Below are 17425 nucleotides of genomic sequence, written 5' to 3' on the forward strand. Positions count from 1 at the left end.
CTCTCAACCCGGCTACCCGTTGTCGGCACGGTGGGCCGTCACCCCGCCGTCTACCTGATGGGCCGCGGAGCCATCCCCTCCCGTCGGGGCTTTAGCCGGGGTGCCATGCGGCACCCCGGGGTATCCGGTATTACCCGTCCTTTCGGGCGGCTATCCCGGGGGAGGGGGCAGGTTCTCCACGTGTTACTCAGCCGTTCGCCACTCGCTTCCCTCCGGAGAGGGGTGCCGTTCGACTTGCATGTGTTAGGCGCGCCGCCAGCGTTCATCCTGAGCCAGGATCGAACTCTCCGTCCAAATATGTTGGGCTTCGAGCCCGTCCGGTCCTCTCAGTCCATCGCTGATCGGTTCCGTTCGATTCATATGGTTCTAGTATAGGAAAAGGAATTTCTCGGGGCCGCCTCTCGGCGGCCTTGCGAAAAACAAATCCAAGTTAGACCATTTCAAATGGTTCGATGTCTGCCCGGATGCGACACTGAAGTAAGTGTCCATCCTCGCAGTATCCGGTTCTCAAGGTGCACGCCCCGCGGCTGATCCGGTCCGACCGGGCCGCGCGGCAAGGAGATATATTGCCAGACCGGAGGGCCCCCGCGGGCGGGAATCGCGCACTCCATATTTTGTTCACAAATGAATAGAACCCTCAGTTGCTTCGCTGAGGCCGTATTCGAAGCAGCAGCTTCTGATATTGGCGATGACCAGCTGTTTTATGAGTATTGAGACATCGGTCATCTCTGGAGCGCTACTTTACTCCAAAGGCATCAGCTATTTGTTTCCCATCGGTAAAAGGCGGGTTTTGTTCGCCAAGCGTTCTTATATATAGCTAGATACGGGTTCGAACCCGTGCCGCGGTAACAAAAAAAGCGGCCGGCATCCGCCAGTCGCTTTTCTATTCTATGGTGGGCCGTCAGGGGTTCAGCCTGCTTCGCAGGCGGCCGCTGCGGCGCTTTCGCGCCTTGCGCGCTGCGCTGGCAAACGCTCACGCGTTTACTCAGCTCCGCGCCCCGACGGGTCCGAACCCATGAAAGGGCGACAAAAAAGACGGCCAACCGAAGTTGACCGTCTCAACAATCTTTGGGTGGGCCGTCAGGGGTTCGAACCCTGGACCTTGGGATTAAAAGTCCCCTGCTCTGCCAGCTGAGCTAACGGCCCGCGGGTGGCATTGTACCACGGTCTGGGACTATTCCCAACTCCATTGGCCGTTCTGGAAAATCACAACTTCACGTCCATCAGGCGTAATGCCCGTAATATCGATGTCGTCCGTGCCGATCATAAAATCGACGTGCGTGCTCGAGACGTTAACACCATGCTCCAGGAGCTCCTCCTTGGACATGTCGTACCCACCCTCGATGCATTCGGGGAAACCGACACCTAGCGCGAGATGGCAGCTAGCGTTCTCGTCATAGAGCGTATCGTAGAACAGAACACCACTTTCGCGGATCGGCGTGTTCTTGGAAATGAGCGCGACTTCTCCCAGGTGAGCAGCGCCCTCGTCCGTATCGATGATACTTGCAAGCGTTGCCTTGCCCACGCGGGCGTCGTAGTCCACCACGCGGCCGCCCTCGAACTTAATCCAAAAATCGTCGACCTTATTGCCGTGGTGGATGAGCGGCATGGCCGAGTACACGATACCGTCGGCGCGCATGCGATCGGGCGAAGTGAAGACTTCCTCGGTGGGAATGTTGGGGAAGAAGGGGTGCCCATCGGGCGTCTTGCCCTTGCCGCCGGCCCACTCGTGACCCTTCGTCATGCCAATCATCAGATCGGTTCCATTTGCCGCGGTGTAATGCAGGCAGTCGAAACGATTGTCGTTCAGGAAACGCAGGTTCTTTTCGAATGCGGCGTCATGGAGCTCCCAGTCGCTCTCTGGGTCCTGGCCATCGGCGCGAGCGGTGTGCAGAATCGCATTCCACAGCTTATAGATTGCAACCTCGTCGGCGTCTCCCGGGAACACCTCGCGCGCCCAAGCCACGACCGGAGCGCCGGCGATGCACCACGGATTGATGTTGTAATCCAGTCCACGGCGGAAAACTTTGCACTGCGTATTCCTCGCCTTTGATGCCGCGGCCGGCTTGGCTGGATCGATGCCCTTGAGGGCCGCAGGATCCGCACCCTCGATAAAGACAAAGCAGGCACCATCCTGGGCCAAGGAATCCAGCTGCATGCGCTTCCACTCGGGCGTCTGCTCAAAATAGCTTTTCTCGACATGCTCGTACGTGAGCCTCGTCACGGCATCATCGGCCCAAATGACCGTCAAGTGGCCGGCGCCGGCAGCATAGGCCTCCGCGACCACCACGCGCGCAAACGGCGCGCACTCGACCGGAGACTGAACGACGACCTCCTGGCCGGGCTTGACGTTTACGCCCTTGCGGACGACCAGGCGCGCGTAGTTTTTAATCTTGGGCTCCAGGGCCTTCATGCCCTCCAGAGCCTCTTCGACCGTCAGGGCAGCTCGAATCATGTGCCACTCCATCTATCTATAGAACAGTAAAAAGGCGCGCCGCAAAAACGACGCGCCTTATATCTTAGCGATAAGTATGTATGCAAACGCTACTTCTTCTTGGAGTCCTTCTTGTCCTCCTCGGCAGCCGCGCGCTCAATAAGAGCGTTGAGCTTGTTCTCGGACATGCCCTCGGCCTGCGCGCGGTACATGTTGCGCAAGGGACGAATACGAGCGAAGTCATAGATAAAGTCGCCCAAAATGATGACGTAGGACAAAACAATGCCGACCATCTGGACAGGGCTGGACACCATGCCAGCGGGAGCGAAGTACAGCGAGGCCCAAATTGCCACGACGAGCACCATGCCAATGGCGAGCACAATCCACCAGATGCGACGGCGCTTGGTGTAGTCCTCGTCCTGCTTGAGGAGGATATTCGACACCGTATAGATGCGGTCCTCCTTGGCGCGCTGCTTAGCCTTGCGGGCGCGCTTCTCCTCTTTAGAGAGGCCCTCGAGGTTCTCGCCCTTCTCGAGCTCTTTGCGGCGTGCCTTAGACGAAGCCGGCACGACGCGAACGGAGCTCGCTGCTTGGCGGGCGGGCTTAGCAGATGCGGCAGACTTGCGCGCAACCCCGGTAACTTCGTGGGATTGCGTGCGCTTGTTCGTGGCGCTACGGGTACTCACTTATGCGTTCTCCTTCATGCTTGTGAACTGGGAGCCCGTGATGATCTGGAAGGCCTCGCGATAGCGCTCGGACGTGCCATCGATGACCTCGGCGGGCAGGTGCGGGGTCTCCCCCGTCATATCCCAGTTGGCCTTGAGCCAATTGCGGACGAATTGCTTGTCGTAGCTAGGCTGGATCTTGCCCTCCTCGTAGCTGGCAGCAGGCCAGAAACGGCTGGAGTCGGGCGTGAGACACTCGTCGATCAGCGTGACCTTGCCATCGATGACACCAAACTCGAACTTGGTGTCGGCAATGATGATGCCACGGGTCGCGGCGTACTCGGCGGCAGCCTTGTAGATCTTGAGGGAAAGGTCGCGAATCTGCGTGGCGATGTCCTCGCCCACGATCTCGCAGCAACGCTCGAACGAGATGTTCTCGTCGTGGTCACCGATCTCGGCCTTCGTGGACGGCGTGAACAGCGGCTCAGGAAGCTTGGAAGCCTCGGTCAGGCCCTCAGGCAGCTGGATGCCGCAGACGGTGCCGTTCTCGTCGTAGGTCTTCTTGCCCGAACCGGTCAGATAGCCGCGGACGATGCACTCGATAGGAATCGTCTGGGCCTTCTTAACCAGCATGGCGCGGCCAGCGAGGTAGTCACGATACTCAGCAAACTCCTCGGGGAAATCCGCCGGGTCGATGGAAACGAGATGGTTGGGGACGATGTCGGCAAACTTATCGAACCAGAATGCCGAGATGCGATTGAGTACCTCTCCCTTAAACGGAATCTCGTCGGGAAGAATGAAGTCGAACGCAGAAATGCGGTCGGTGGCAACCATCAGCAGGTTTTCACCGGCATCGTAAATATCACGAACCTTGCCACGGGAATCCGGACGACGCTCCATCGTTGTCACGTGAGTCACTCCTTACCTAAATACGACAGAAATGCGGGTTCTTTCCCGCATGTTTTCGCAAACTCGGAGCGGCAGGGACGCGGCCCCTCCTTCACCGAATAGCGAAAAGCTAGTGCTCCATTGTAGTAGATGCCGCGTCTGCCGTGTGCTCGCGGGGCAGATGAATTGTAAAAGTCGTACCCTTTCCAAGCTCCGACTCCACGGATATGTAGCCATGGTGACGCTCGACGATCTGCTTGGTCACGGCGAGGCCAACGCCCAGGCCGCCAGCTTCGCGGGCGCGGCTGGCATCGGCGCGCCAAAACCGCCCGAAGATGCGCGACAGATCGTCCTTGGCAATACCGATACCGGTATCAGAAACGGCAATGCTGACGTGCTTGCGGTCACTTAGCACCGACACCACGACCCAACCGCCCTCGGGGGTGTAGCGCATGGCGTTGCTCATGAGGTTGATAACACATTGCGTGATCATGTCGGGATCGGCCTCGACGACATCGTCGTGACCCTGGGTCTCGTCCGCAAAACGCAGGCGCAGATCGCGGTCGACAAACAGGCGCTCCTGGGCATTGACGATGGAACGCACGAAAGGAACCATGTCCACCGGCTCAAGGTTGAGCGGAGCCGTGCTGTTTTCCATGCGCGACAGGTCGAGCATCTGCTGCACCAGACGAGCCAGGCGGCGCGTCTCGGAAGCAACGGTCTCCAAATGCTCATCGTCGGTGGGATACACGCCATCCTGCATAGCCTCGACCGTTGCGAGCATGGCCATAAGCGGCGTGCGAAGCTCGTGTGCAACGTCTGAAGTCAGGCGCTTCTCGTGTTTCATATCCTTCTCGAGCGAAGTGGCCATCTCATCGAAGGTCTCACCCAGCTGATCGATCTCGTCATCACCGCGCAGTCCCGTGCGAGCCGACAGGTCGCCGTCACGAATTTGCTTTGCGGTACTGGTGATGCGATGAATCGGCTTGGTGAGCATGCGCGACACGAGCGATCCGATAACGACCGAAATGCAGATTGCAACAACCGCGGCGAGGGCCATGGCGTTAAAGGTCTTCTCCCTAAACGCAGAGTCCGCCTTGGTGAGCAGAGCGTCGGAGCCGATGGCCCACAGCTTTACCTGTCCGACATGCTCGCCGGAAGACGTTACAATCTCGACGTTAGCAACGCTATCGGAGTCGGTTGGAGCAGACGAGACCGGGCTATGCGATGCCCTCTTGCCGCTCGTGTCGTCGGTCGTAGCCTGGTTTTCGCGTACATCGGCGGTGGCGCTTGCCGAGGGCCAGGAATCGTCATAAACGATCACGCCCTTTTTATTGACGACCTGCATGCCCAGATCGTCGGAAACCAAACTCGACGTTGCGACCGTGCGCAGTTCTCCCGCGGTCCAAGAGCCGTTTTCCTCATATGAGGTTGCCAACTTCTCGGCAGCGGAATTTGCGATTTCGACGATATTGGAGCGTGTGTAATCCGAAAAGACCGTGCCCCACACAACAGAGACAACGCCCACCAGCACCAATACCGTCATGAGCGATGTCAGAGCAAAAGCAAGTGCCATGCGCGAGGGATAGCTCATCGTTGGCCGTGAATCGGAACGAGGCGTGTTCCAACTAGCCTTGGAACCCGCCTCGCTCTCCTGCTTGTGCTTTTGTCCGATTTCAAAGCGCGCAGGTGTCATATGTGATTTCCCTATTTCTCGTCCGACTTATCGGTCTTGGCCGGAGCCTCGAAGCGATAGCCGACACCATGGACGGTGTAGAGCCACTTGGGCTTCTTGGGATCATCGCCCAGCTTGGCGCGAAGATTCTTCACGTGGCTATCGATGGTGCGCTCATAGCCCTCAAAGTCATACCCGAGCACTTTCTCGACCAGCTCCATGCGGTTATACACACGGCCGGGATGGCGGGCAAGCGTGGTGAGCAGCTTGAACTCGGAAGCCGTCAGATCGACTTCCTTGCCCTCGACCAAGATCTTGTGGCCCGAGATATCGATGACCAGATCGCCGAAGTCGAGTACCTCGACGGCGGGCTCGTCGGCCTGATGGGCACGGCGGAACAGAGCGCGAACGCGGGCGACGAGCTCGCGCGGCGAGAACGGCTTAATCAGATAGTCGTCGGCGCCGAGCTCAAGACCGATAATACGGTCCTCGATCTCGCCCTTAGCCGTCAGCATGATGATGGGGACATCCGAGGTATCGCGAATGGTGCGGCAAACGCGCTCGCCGGGAATCTTGGGGAGCATAAGGTCGAGCACGACCAGGTCGAACTGATGCTTCTCGAACTCCTCGATCGCGGACTGGCCGTCGCCGACGCCCACAACCCAGTAGCCTTCGCGCTCGAGATAGGCAGCGACGGCGTCACGGATTGCCTTCTCATCCTCGACCAGCAGAATCTTTTTTGCATCTGAAGCCATAACACGGCCCCCCCTGTCTCAATTAGCTAAGAACAAGCCCATTTTAACGCACCTGAGCCCGCCGGATGCCGCTATGACGCGGCAGCTCGGCAGGCGGTACTCACAATTACAACGCGTTTATTCCCCTGTTGGCGCCTTTTTAACCCCTCTAAGCTTAAAGAGAGAATAGGCGTGCAGTGACCGTCTCTGGTATACCTTGGCTGTTGCGCACCGTGGCGTACGTAAGGAATGAGTCCGATTTTCCCGCCGTAGCTGGATAATCGCCATACTCCAAAGCGCGGTCGGGCGACAGCAGCGAGCCATAGGTCTTGGCAGAGGTGTCGATCAGGAAATGCGACGCCTGTACCTTAACAAGGTATTTATTCTTCTTGCCAGCCGCACATGCGAGCGGCTCGCGTGACAGAAAGAGGTACGGCCCTCCCTCATTACCGATATACGTGCCCATATTGCCCAGGCTGCCCACGCCGCTATAGGCCGCCTCGATAGAAAACACGAAGGTATCGCCCATATACACGGCCTCGAAAGGCGAAACTGACGAAGGGAGGACCAGCTGGGCACGCTTGGTGTTGTTGCCGTCGGTCAGATCGATTGCCGTTATGCCGTAGTAGACGCCCTCGTCGTTGCGGACACGCGGCGAGATGGTCAAAATGCCGTCGCTCGCGCGCGGAGCCGATGCAAAGCGGCCCGTCGATTTCCAAATTGCCTCGGCCTTGGATTCATCAAGCGAGCGACGATAGCAAAACGAATCACTACTCGTTTTATTGCCGCCTGCCGAGGGCATTTTATACCAGATAACCGATGACCCGAACGCCGTAAACAGGGGCGGATCATAGTCCTTGCCACCTCGATCGAGCTCAACCACATCGCCAGAGAGCGAAGCGCCCGACAGATTTTGAGCGTAGAGCTTCCACGATGAATTGGCAAAGTTCATCTCAACCCACGCGAATACGCCGTCGCCGGCACGGACATCGTAGAATGCGTATCCCGTGCCCTCGATAGGATCCTCGATTAATGTGGTAAGCGAGCCATCGCCCAGGTTGAGCACACCGAGTGTGTTGGCGTGCAATGCCGATGCGGGCGCCATCATCGCCGCGGCGTAATCGCCGTCGCAGTAGTACAGCAGCGTACCCAGAGGCAGCGTCCACGACGCCGCCGGCTCAAGATCGATGTCGACAGCCTCATACTCATCCGTAATCGAGATGATTTTGGAATCGTCCTTGATAACCTGCGGCTCGCCGGCGGCATCATCGCTGGTACCCGTTTTTTTCGAGCATCCGGCAAGCACCGTGGCAGCGCCCGCGGCAGCCCCACCGAGTACAAAGCCGCGACGCGATATTCCGTTCTTGATGTGATCGGCGATACCCATTAGGCGATCTCGGTGCGAGCGGCCTCGATAGCGCGTGTAAGCTGGTCGGCGCAGGAGGTCTTTTTCATACCGCAGGTATTACCGGCGAGAACCTCGATTACGCGATCGGCAGGAGCGCCCTCGACCAGCTTGGAGATAGCCTTGAGATTGCCGTCGCAGCCGCCGGTAAACTCAACGCCCATCACCTTGTTGCCGTCATCGGAAAGATCAAGGTGAATATTGCGAGCACACACGCCCTGAGGCTTGTAATCAAACGAAATCATGCGATCCCCTCTCAGAATGTTATTCGAGACGACTATTATCCCCGTCTTTCCCTAAATGCAACGAGGCGCTTTGCCGGCAACACACATTACCAGCAAAGCGCCCTAAAAAGCTAACGTTATGCCCGAACCTACTCGAAGCTCAGCTGCTCCAGACGATCAAAGACCGTGTCGATACGGGTGAGGAAGTCCCACGGATCAAAGATCTCGTCGAGCTTCTCCTGACTGACGGTGCAGCGCGGGTCGGCCTCGAGACGCTCCTTAAAGGTGGGGCCGGAGACACAATCCTGTACCTCGTGCCAGGTTGCCATAGCGTTCTCCTGCACAATGGCGTACGCGTCCTCGCGGGTGATGCCCGTGTCGACGAGGGCGAGCAGTACCTTGGAAGAGAAGATGAGGCCGCGGGTCTTATTGAGGTTGGCCATCATGCGGGCGGGATACAGCTGCAGGCCGTCGATAACGCGGATGAGGCACTGGAACATATGGTCGAGCGCGATGAAACTATCGGCCTGGGCGACGCGCTCGGCAGAGGAGTGCGAAATGTCACGCTCGTGCCACAGGGCGACGTTATCGAAGGCGACCTGGGCGTTGGACTTCACGACGCGCGACAGGCCGCAGACTTTCTCCATGGTGATGGGGTTGCGCTTGTGCGGCATGGCGGAGCTGCCCTTTTGGCCCTTGCGGAAGGGCTCCTCGGCCTCGAGCGTATCAGTCTTCTGCAGGTTGCGGACCTCGGTAGCGATACGCTCGCAGGTGGCCGCGGTGGTGGCGAGAACGCCGGCGAGATAGGCGTGATGGTCGCGGCTGATAACTTGCGTGGACAGCGGGTCGTGAACCAGGCCCAGGTGCTCGCAGACGTACTCCTCGACGAACGGCTCGATGGAGCTGTAGGTGCCGACGGCACCGGAGATGGCACCGAAGGCAACATTCTTGCGAGCGTCCTCAAGACGATCCAGATCGCGCTTGAGCTCCCAGGCCCAAGAGCCAAACTTCATGCCAAAGGTCATCGGCTCGGCGTGGATGCCATGAGTGCGGCCGGCACAGAGCGTGTTGCGCTCCTCAAAGGCGCGACGCTTGCAAATCTCGCCGAGCTTCTTGACGTCCTCGATGATCAGGTCGCAGGCCTGGGTGAGCTGGTAGCACAGGGCCGTGTCGCCCAGATCGGAGCTGGTCATGCCATAGTGAACCCAGCGGCTGGGCTTGGGGTCGCCCTCGGGAACATCGGCATCGATGTATTCCTTCATGTTGGTCAGGAAGGCAATGACGTCGTGGCGCGTGACTTCCTCGATCTCATCGACCTTCGCCTTCTCAAAGTTGGCATGGTCGCGGATCCACTGGGCCTCGTCTTTGGAAATACCGATCTTGCCGAGCTCCGCCTGGGCCTCGCAGGCCAGAACCTCGATCTCCTGCCAAATGGCGTACTTGTTCTCGAGGGAGAAGATGTGTCCCATCTCCGGGCGGGTATAGCGATCGATCATAGCGGCTCCTTTTTGGTTATTGGCACGTTGGTCGTAACCCAACCATTGTACCGTGCACAGGTGCAAGTATGGGCAGTAGGCATTAACCTAACATTTTGCCGCAAGAGCGGCCATGGGGACGTCTGCGCATTTGCTTCGCAAATCCGCACCGGCTGCGGTCGATCCCCTCGGATTCACGGTGACGATGGGGAAGACTTTGTTGAATTGGCCGTCCCGAGGTCTTCTGTGCTCCATGGAGCGGACAACGGGACATCCGCGTATTTGCTTCGCAAATCCGCACCGGCTTCAGGCGCCTGTCGGCGCCTTCGCCTGCTCGCTTTTACGCTCGCACCCTGTCGGGTTCGAGTCCCGGCGCTTTATTGAAAAAAGCACGGCACCGGAACGGTGTCGTGCTTTTACTTTTTCTGGAGCGGGCAACGGGACTCGAACCCGCGAGTGTCAGCTTGGGAAGCTGATGCCTTACCACTTGGCGATGCCCGCTTGTGTGTTGGCTAGTATAACGCGGTTGTCTTGTTCGATACAAGGGTAGCGATGCTTGTTTTAGCTGTGGAGATTCGTTTGAAAATCGCGTCAATTGTGGAGACGAGGACCTTTGACTTCCTGTTCTCCCTATCTTCTACCTGCACTTTTGCTTGATTGTTGTATTTGAGCTCAATTTGTCAGGAATTGGGCAAGCTTTTGGTCAGGCTCCGGTACTTACCCGCATGAACCTCGGGGGTAGCCTCATCCTACGCGTCGCAGCCTCCCCGTGCGACGCACGAGGGATAAGGAGCAGCCATGTCCAACGCACCCACGCACTCTGTCCACAGCGCAATCGCAACAGGTCCGCTGCTCCTGCTCCTCTTCCTGCTTTTCGGCTGCCTGGCACCGGGAGCCGCATTTGCCGTCGATGGCTACGACCAGCTCGGCTTCCGCACTATTAGCGATGATTGTGGGCCCTTCTTCATCGGCAAGTATGAAGCTCAAGACGCCTCGATTGCCTACTGTATGAACCAGGAGCGCCCCGGCCCCACCAAGCCGGGCGGCCCATGGCTCAACTTTGATCAAGGCTGGGTGTGGCTCGACGACGAGTTCGCGGCAATCGTTTGTCACGGATATCCTACCGCCACATCGTTTGGCGGCTACCATCTTTCACCCGATCGCGCCCGCGCCGCAACCCAGCTTGCCGTATGGATGCTCAACGGCACTACCCATGTCGACGGTACCTATTCCTACACGACCGCTCAGGGCAAAACCAAGAGCGGGCACTTTACCGCCGACAATGAAGTCGTGGCGGCTGCGCGGTGGCTCCACGACAACGCAAAATCAGGAAGCATCAAAGCCGCTCCGCACCGCGCGCGGCGCTATCTAGGAGCCGTATCGGGCGGCAGCAAACGTCAAGACATGCTCTATGTACTGCCGGCAGTCTCTGTTTCCTTCAAAAAACAGTCTGCAAACGCCGCCATTACCAGCGGAAACAATACTTATCAGTTTGACGGGGCAACATTCGATATTTTTGAGAGCGCCAGCGGCGCGCATGTCGGCACCATCCAGATGGACAGCAACGGTCGGGCGCAAGCAACACTTCTGCCCAACACGGCATACTACCTAGTTGAAACGAAGGCGCCGGCCGGCTATGTCCCCCGCCACGATCGTATTGCCTTTACCACGGGGAATGACGGCGGGCAGGTCGCCATTGATGAACAGCCCGGCACCATCAACCTGCGTATCGTAAAACTCGATGCCGCGACGAATGCCGGCCCCCAGGTGGGTTCTTCACTCGCAGGAGCAGAGTTCACGTGTGTGTCGCAATCAACCCCTGGATGGGCGCAAATCCTCACGACCGACGAAAGCGGTCGGGCCACCCTCGCCGATGTCCCCTTAGGAACCTTTACCATCTACGAATCAAAAGCCCCCGAGGGCTACCTGCCATCCAACGACAGCTGGACCTATACCGTTGGAGCCGACCAGCTCGGCGATTCAGGCGTGGTCGAGATCGAATCTCGCATTTCCGATATCTCCATTGCGTTTGACCTTGAGATTTCCAAATTCAAGGATTACGGCAATAGCGACCAATCCGGCCTGGAGCAGCCGGCGGGTGGTGTTGTCTTTGAGGTTGTCAGCAACAGCTCTCAGCAGGTTGTTGGCACACTGACCACAAACATCTATGGCTTTGCCTCCACCAAAGACCAGCCCGAAGCATGGTTCGGCACAGGTAAGCGACCCGCCGGTGTCCACGGAGCCGTCCCATACGACCGTGCCGGCTACACGGTTCGCGAGGTTCCGGAAACCGTCCCCGAGGGTTTTAAACGTGCAGGGGAATGGACCGTCGGGGCCAATCAGATTTCCAACGGCGCCGAGCTTCAATATATCGTGGACAACCACGCTCTGTCGACGCATCTCCAGATTGTAAAACGCGATGCCCAAACAGGCGCTTCTGTTCCACTAGCCGGATTCACCTTCCAACTCCTCGACAGCAATCACGAACCTGTCTCACAAACTTGCTGGTATCCAGCACATAACGTAATGGACACCTTTACGACTGACGCGACCGGGACCGTCACACTGCCCGAATCGCTCGTACCGGGCACCTATTATGTACGCGAAACCTCGGCCAAAGAGCCCTATCTTGTCGGCGAAGAAATCGAGGTAAACATACCCGCCGACATGAACCTAACGCCCGTTGCAATCGCCTCGTATTATGACCACGCCGCGACCGGAAACATCAGGATCGTTAAAACCGATGCCATAGACGGCAGCAGCCTCGCGGGCGCCGTCTTTGAGATCCGTGCCTCGGGTGATATCGTGCGCCCCGACGGTAGCATTGCCGCGCTCGACGGTGAGACCGTCGCGACCGTCACGTCGGATGAAACTGGAGAAGCACGCGCGGACAACCTCCCGCTGGGATCTGGCACCGCACGCTACGAGGTCGTCGAGACTCAAGCGCCGACCGGCTTTTTACTCGACCGGACGCCCCATATCGTAGACCTCGCTTATGCCGACCAGAAAACACCCGTCGTAGAAGCACGGCTTAACGTATCCGACGATTACACCAAGGTTGATATCTCCAAGGTCGATGCAAGCGGTGAGCAGGAAGTGGAAGGCGCACAACTCACCTTATATGGTCCCGATAAAACCGAAATAGACTCCTGGACCTCATCCGACAAGCCGCACCGCGTCGAACATCTTGCACCCGGCACCTACTCGTTGCGCGAAATGATGTCTCCGCGGACCTATGACCTTGCCGAGGAGATAACGTTTGAAATAAAGGATACGGGAGATGTCCAACCCGTCGCGATGAAGGATGCGCCCATCGAGATCAAGGGACAGGTCGACAAGCGTCAGGAACTTGTCCAACCTATCGAAAAAGGCCTGTTGGCTAACGGCGATGGTAAAAACCGCGCCACGACGCAAACCAATAGTGATGGGCTTTTCTCCTATACCATCGATGCTCGAAACGATTCCGCTACTTGGGTTGATGAGTTTACGATTACCGATGATCTTGAGTGCGCCAAAGACGGCACGGCGAGATTCATCTCAATCGAAACCCCCGTCGCCATCGGCGACCTCAACGGTCTGTGCAACGTATGGTATCGCACGACGCCGTTGGACTCGACAGACGTCGATGAGCCGGCAAACGCGACACTTGACGATGGGCACGAAAATCCTTGGCTTGAGTCCGACGAAGTAAAAGAGAGCCTGGGTGAGGACTGTCGCCTCGTCGATTACGACGGTTGGCACCTCTGGAAGGCGGATATCTCGACCACGGAATCCACCACACTCGAGGCGAAAGAACTCGACCTTGCATCCAATACCGTCGTAACGGCCATTCGAATTGAATACGGTGCGGTAGCCGCCGACTTTACGACTCGAAGCGATGCGGATTCTTGGACCCGCGATGATCTCAAAGATGAGCACGACGACCTTGACGATGCCAAAGCAATCCTTGGTGCAGACGCTCGGGGCGCAGTCGTGCACATGCAGGCAACATCGGCTTATACGCCCCAAACCGCACTCACCAACAGCGCACGCGTCGATCTTTGTCGCAACGGCGGCGGCGATAAACTTGAGTCACATGACGAGGACTGTGTCATTCAACGCTGTACCCTACCGCAGGACCTACCGGCAACAGGACCAGTTCCCATCGCCGCTTGCATCACCGCGCTCCTGACCTCGGGTGCCGCAGCCCTATGGTTCGCTCGCCTTAGGTCGATCCCAAAGAAGCGCTAGCGCGATGAAAAAGCGGGCGAGCCAGTCCCCTGGCTCGCCCGCTTTCAATCATGTAAATCGCCGTATCTACTCTGCAGACGAAGATCCACCATCAACGATTGCTTGCTCGGACTCAGGAATCCCATCGGCGCCCGTGCTCTGTTCTTGCTCCACCTCTTCGCTGATTGCGGAGGCGGGGGTCGAGCCCTTTGCACCCACGATGTAGGCAGCCCCAAATCCTAACGCAATGGCAATCAAGGTCAAAATCACGTAGACAGGCCAATGGCGCTTAATATACGAAAACACGTTGACTCCTTAGAGCTCCGTCTACGAACGGCGGATAACCTCGGTCACGACCTCGGATACCGTAGCAATGTTCGTCGGGTTGACATTGTGGGGCAGGTCGTCCTCGGTACGAGCGCAAGCCAGACGTGTGCCGTCCACACCGGCGATGGTGAGGGCTCGGCGGCTCGCCTCGAGCGCGGCGTAGGCATCGGTCTTGGCATAGGGCATCTCGAGCGCGCCACAATCGACATGGAACGACTTGCAGACCTTGCTGACCAGGTTCATGATGCGGCGATCGCCCTTGAGCAGTTGTTGTTCGCCCTCGACCGTCACAACCGAAAGCCTACCGGCGCCGACGGATTCAAGATTGATAAAGAATACGCCGCGGAGCTTATCGCGATGCGAAGCCAAGAAGGCCTTCATGCCGGCGCCATCACAATCCGAGGCACCCGTTGCCACAAACCAGATATCGTGACCGAGCAGCTCATCATCGCCCATAGAGGCGACAGCCGAGAGCATATCTTCGGAAGAAGCGCCATCGGAAGACGTAGCGCCGCCCTTCCAGCCATCGTTATCGTCCTCGAAGTTATCCCACGAACCGATACCGCGACCGGATTTCTTGGCATCGTAATCGTCTTCGACGCCCAGCCAGTCACTCATGCTGTCCTGCTCGTTTTTCTTTTTACGACCGAACAGGCCACCCAGGCCGCGCTTACGAGACTTGGGTGCCGCCGGGGCGGGAGCCGAAATGGTCTCGATCGGCTGCGCGCCCGACGCAACGGGCATAGGAGGCGCAACGGGTGCCGATGTGGGTTCGGGACCTTGGGCGGTAGCAAAGGGGTCGTTGACTTGGGCAGAGGGATCGGGAAGGTCGAACAGCGACGTGCGAGACGCAACGTTTGCCTGCTTCATAGACGGCAGCGACGGATCGGGGACTGAAGCCAGCGGAGACGAGGAAGGTGCAGGCGACGGTGCCGACGCCGGATCGGGAACATTCATCTGCGGACGCGGCGATGCCTGGGAGGAAATCTGGGCCATAAGGGAATCGACCGTTTCGTCCTGGGTGGGAGCGACATTGGCAACCGTGGCACCGGAACCACTCGGGGTCGGCATGGTGAAAATCTGCGTGGAATAAGGCCTCGACTCATCCGTCTCGGGAGTCTCGGAAACCGCAGGCACTTCCTCCTGCTCGACCTCGGTCGAATCACCCTGATCGGCTGCCGCGTATTGCTCTTCGTCAGAGTTGGCCTCGACGGACTCGTCCTCGGCAGCATCCTGAATTTCGGCAGCATCAATGGGCTCGTCATCGTCCACCGCGTCGCCCTGTTCATCGGAAATAGGAAGGGGCTCAGCAATCGCGGTGCCCTGCTTTTCAAACGTTATCGTGGAATCGAACTTCGCGGCATCAAACGACATGGTGCTATCGACGTGCTGCTGAGCCTCGAAAGACGTTGTTGCCTCAACAACATCCGCGGACGTCGGTTGCTGGGACTCAAAGGACGTTGTAGCTTCGGCGGCGTCGACGGGCGCGGACTGCATAGCCTCGTTCTGCTCGAACTCTTGCGCCGCGTGCTCACGTGCCGCCTCGGCTGCCTGCTGCTGAGCGATAGCCTCCTGCTCGGCAGCCTCGCGTGCGGCAGCGCGCTTCTCCTCGAAATCGTCGACAAATTTCTTGCCCTTTGCAAGCGCACCCTTAAAGAAGTTGGAAGCGCTGGCGCCAATCGACGAGAACGCGGATGCAATGTCGGCATGGGGCGTTGCCGCGGGAATCTCGGCCGAGAAATCAGTATCGCTCTCGTAAGACACGCGCCTCGGCTGTTCAACGTAATCGTCGTCAGACTCGTCCGCAACGTCTTGCGCCGGCGCGGCGGGAGCCAAAACGTCCAGTCCTGCCGCGGGATCGATCGCGGACACCGCCTCGGGCTCGGCAACGGCAGCGGCAACCGCGGCAGACTCATCATCCACGGTGACAGCGGGCGCAGGTGCAGTCACGACGGGGGCAGGCTCGGGCTCAAACGTCGGCTCCTCGCCCTCCTCGTAATCGAGCGTGCAGGACTCGGGAAGCATTCCGAGCGCACGGATGGCATCCGAACCAAAGCGGATGTTGCCGGCGGCATTGCGATAGAGCTTGGGCTCGGGCTCGGCCGCGACAGGCTCCTCCACCGGCTCGGCAGCGGAAACCTCGTCATTGAACTCTTCGGCCTGGACAGCCTGATTCTGATCCTCGGGCACGATGGCGCCGATCAGCGTCTCGTCGGCAGACGCACCCTCAAAGCCCTCGATCTGCTCGTCGAAAGCCTCACCCTGTTCGGGCTCGGTTTGAGCGTCGGGAGCAATCGGCTGACCGAACTCGTCCTCGGCGCAGGTAGGCTCTTCATACTCGATGGTGTTGCCGTAGTCGTTTTGCTGCTGGGCCGCGGCATATTCCGCCGCTGCGCGCGCCATTTCCTCGGCACGGCGCTTTTGCTCCCCAAAATAGGTATCGAACGGAACATCGTCGGGAAACTCGTTTTCACCCTGGAAGGGAGCAACGTTGTCCATAACGCCGAGCATAGCGGCGACAGAAGATTTGTTGCACACCGCGCCGGACGTATAGGGAAGAATGTGGCGGTTAGAGATGATGTTTGCCGCGTTGGCAAGTGCAACGAGGGAAGCGAGGATCGCGACAATCCACAGCAGAACCTTGAGCGCGCCGGGGAGCGGCAGGATACGCAGGATGGCAACGGCAGCAGGGGCAACCGTGGCAACGGGCAACAGCTTGGCAATGAGCGCACGATACGAAGCATAGGGCTCGCGGGCGAGCAGCTCAGCACGGGGAGAGTCGTAGTGTGCGACAACGACCACCGGGCGGTTGCGCGGAGACGCGAGCGGGCCCGAGGCCTTGTGGTAGGCGATGACATTTTGGCTCACGCCCGTCTTGCCCAGGCGCGAAACCACGGGATGCCCTGTGCGCTCGAGCACGTAGAGCACGGCACCGACAATGGCCAGCAAGGTGCCGACCAAGCCGATACCGCCGCCGATGCCCATCAGCAGGGCACCGGCAAACGCAAGAATACCGGTAACGGCAAATGCCAACCTACTGGGCGCCGGGGCATTGAACTCCTGAACCTCGGGATCAAAGCCGTGGTTGCGGAAGATCTGAGCGATATCCTCGGCAGCCAAGCGCTCTTCTTCGCTGCATGCCGGCGTAATGCCGGTGTTCTGCAGCAGGTGGTTAATATAGTTCTGGGTGTTCGCCATGTGCGCTCCACATCCATAATCCGACAAATAGGCCCAATGCATGCACATTAGAACCGTATATAGTCGAAAGTATACCCCGAGCGAGCGCAAACGACCGAATTCGGCCCATCTTAACGCCCCGAGCGGACAAGGATATAGCCTAATCTCCATATCGGACTAAAATCATGACAGCAAACCACCTTCTCATGCGA

11 protein-coding genes, 2 tRNA genes and 1 rRNA gene are annotated in these 17425 nt (G+C 58.6%); 1 reads left to right on the forward strand and 13 read right to left on the reverse strand.

All coding sequences use genetic code 11. The features are described 5' to 3' along the window. The 11 genes from AB5Z54_RS01255 to AB5Z54_RS01305 all read right to left on the reverse strand — a co-directional run. Window positions 1-294 (reverse strand): 16S ribosomal RNA (locus tag AB5Z54_RS01255); the annotation flags it as partial. Window positions 295-1073: 779 nt separating this feature from the next. Further along, window positions 1074-1146: transfer RNA gene (locus AB5Z54_RS01260), tRNA-Lys, on the reverse strand. A 28-nt stretch (window positions 1147-1174) separates the two neighbouring features. Then, window positions 1175-2455 carry an aminopeptidase gene (locus AB5Z54_RS01265; protein WP_368159781.1) on the reverse strand — a complete coding sequence of 427 codons (1281 nt, stop codon included), beginning with the start codon at window positions 2453-2455 and terminating at the stop codon, window positions 1175-1177. 89 nt (window positions 2456-2544) lie between these two features. Then, a complete protein-coding gene (locus AB5Z54_RS01270) occupies window positions 2545-3120 on the reverse strand; it encodes an ABC-2 transporter permease (protein WP_022093792.1) in 576 nt (191 codons plus the stop codon). Next, entirely contained in the window at window positions 3121-3999 is an 879-nt protein-coding gene (locus AB5Z54_RS01275) for a phosphoribosylaminoimidazolesuccinocarboxamide synthase (protein WP_035136481.1), read from the reverse strand. Window positions 4000-4117: 118 nt separating this feature from the next. Further along, window positions 4118-5683 carry a sensor histidine kinase gene (locus AB5Z54_RS01280; protein ID WP_040360026.1) on the reverse strand — a complete coding sequence of 522 codons (1566 nt, stop codon included), beginning with the start codon at window positions 5681-5683 and terminating at the stop codon, window positions 4118-4120. A gap of 11 nt (window positions 5684-5694) precedes the next feature. Next, complete coding sequence (locus tag AB5Z54_RS01285; RefSeq protein ID WP_006236208.1) at window positions 5695-6417, reverse strand: response regulator; 723 nt, start codon at window positions 6415-6417, stop codon at window positions 5695-5697. 154 nt (window positions 6418-6571) lie between these two features. Then, a complete protein-coding gene (locus tag AB5Z54_RS01290) occupies window positions 6572-7783 on the reverse strand; it encodes a twin-arginine translocation signal domain-containing protein (RefSeq protein WP_195544100.1) in 1212 nt (403 codons plus the stop codon). Next, complete coding sequence (locus AB5Z54_RS01295) at window positions 7783-8046, reverse strand: TIGR03905 family TSCPD domain-containing protein (RefSeq protein WP_006236206.1); 264 nt, start codon at window positions 8044-8046, stop codon at window positions 7783-7785. Before AB5Z54_RS01295 ends, AB5Z54_RS01290 begins: the two co-directional genes overlap by 1 nt. Before the next feature lie 128 nt (window positions 8047-8174). After that, window positions 8175-9521, reverse strand: a complete 1347-nt coding sequence (purB, locus tag AB5Z54_RS01300; RefSeq protein ID WP_055251306.1) for an adenylosuccinate lyase — start codon at window positions 9519-9521, stop codon at window positions 8175-8177. A 405-nt stretch (window positions 9522-9926) separates the two neighbouring features. Then, window positions 9927-10001: transfer RNA gene (locus AB5Z54_RS01305), tRNA-Gly, on the reverse strand. Window positions 10002-10298: 297 nt separating this feature from the next. Here AB5Z54_RS01305 and AB5Z54_RS01310 point away from each other — a divergent pair. After that, the gene (locus AB5Z54_RS01310) at window positions 10299-13730 is read left to right on the forward strand and encodes a SpaA isopeptide-forming pilin-related protein (RefSeq protein WP_368159784.1); all 3432 of its coding nucleotides are present in this window, start codon (window positions 10299-10301) and stop codon (window positions 13728-13730) included. A 66-nt stretch (window positions 13731-13796) separates the two neighbouring features. Here the strand turns inward: AB5Z54_RS01310 and AB5Z54_RS01315 are convergent, their stop codons facing one another. Together AB5Z54_RS01315 and AB5Z54_RS01320 are read right to left on the reverse strand one after the other, a co-directional pair. Then, window positions 13797-14015 carry a hypothetical protein gene (locus AB5Z54_RS01315; RefSeq protein ID WP_022094153.1) on the reverse strand — a complete coding sequence of 73 codons (219 nt, stop codon included), beginning with the start codon at window positions 14013-14015 and terminating at the stop codon, window positions 13797-13799. A 21-nt stretch (window positions 14016-14036) separates the two neighbouring features. Continuing rightward, window positions 14037-17234: a hypothetical protein gene (locus AB5Z54_RS01320; RefSeq protein ID WP_368135199.1), complete on the reverse strand. Its 3198-nt coding sequence runs from the start codon at window positions 17232-17234 to the stop codon at window positions 14037-14039. Between the last annotated feature and the right edge of the window lie 191 nt (window positions 17235-17425).

It is taken from the genome of Collinsella aerofaciens (assembly GCF_040910185.1).
Classification (GTDB): Bacteria; Actinomycetota; Coriobacteriia; order Coriobacteriales; family Coriobacteriaceae; genus Collinsella; species Collinsella aerofaciens_BF.

Excerpts from the sequence above, each read along its gene's own strand:
- AB5Z54_RS01285 (WP_006236208.1), bottom strand. The coding sequence starts at position 6,417 with ATGGCTTCAGATGCAAAAAAGATTCTGCTGGTCGAGGATGAGAAGGCA.
- AB5Z54_RS01265 (WP_368159781.1), bottom strand. The coding sequence starts at position 2,455 with ATGATTCGAGCTGCCCTGACGGTCGAAGAGGCTCTGGAGGGCATGAAG.
- AB5Z54_RS01280 (WP_040360026.1), bottom strand. The coding sequence starts at position 5,683 with ATGACACCTGCGCGCTTTGAAATCGGACAAAAGCACAAGCAGGAGAGC.
- AB5Z54_RS01275 (WP_035136481.1), bottom strand. The coding sequence starts at position 3,999 with ATGGAGCGTCGTCCGGATTCCCGTGGCAAGGTTCGTGATATTTACGAT.
- purB (WP_055251306.1), bottom strand. The coding sequence starts at position 9,521 with ATGATCGATCGCTATACCCGCCCGGAGATGGGACACATCTTCTCCCTC.
- AB5Z54_RS01295 (WP_006236206.1), bottom strand. The coding sequence starts at position 8,046 with ATGATTTCGTTTGATTACAAGCCTCAGGGCGTGTGTGCTCGCAATATT.
- AB5Z54_RS01290 (WP_195544100.1), bottom strand. The coding sequence starts at position 7,783 with ATGGGTATCGCCGATCACATCAAGAACGGAATATCGCGTCGCGGCTTT.
- AB5Z54_RS01320 (WP_368135199.1), bottom strand. The coding sequence starts at position 17,234 with ATGGCGAACACCCAGAACTATATTAACCACCTGCTGCAGAACACCGGC.
- AB5Z54_RS01310 (WP_368159784.1), top strand. The coding sequence starts at position 10,299 with ATGTCCAACGCACCCACGCACTCTGTCCACAGCGCAATCGCAACAGGT.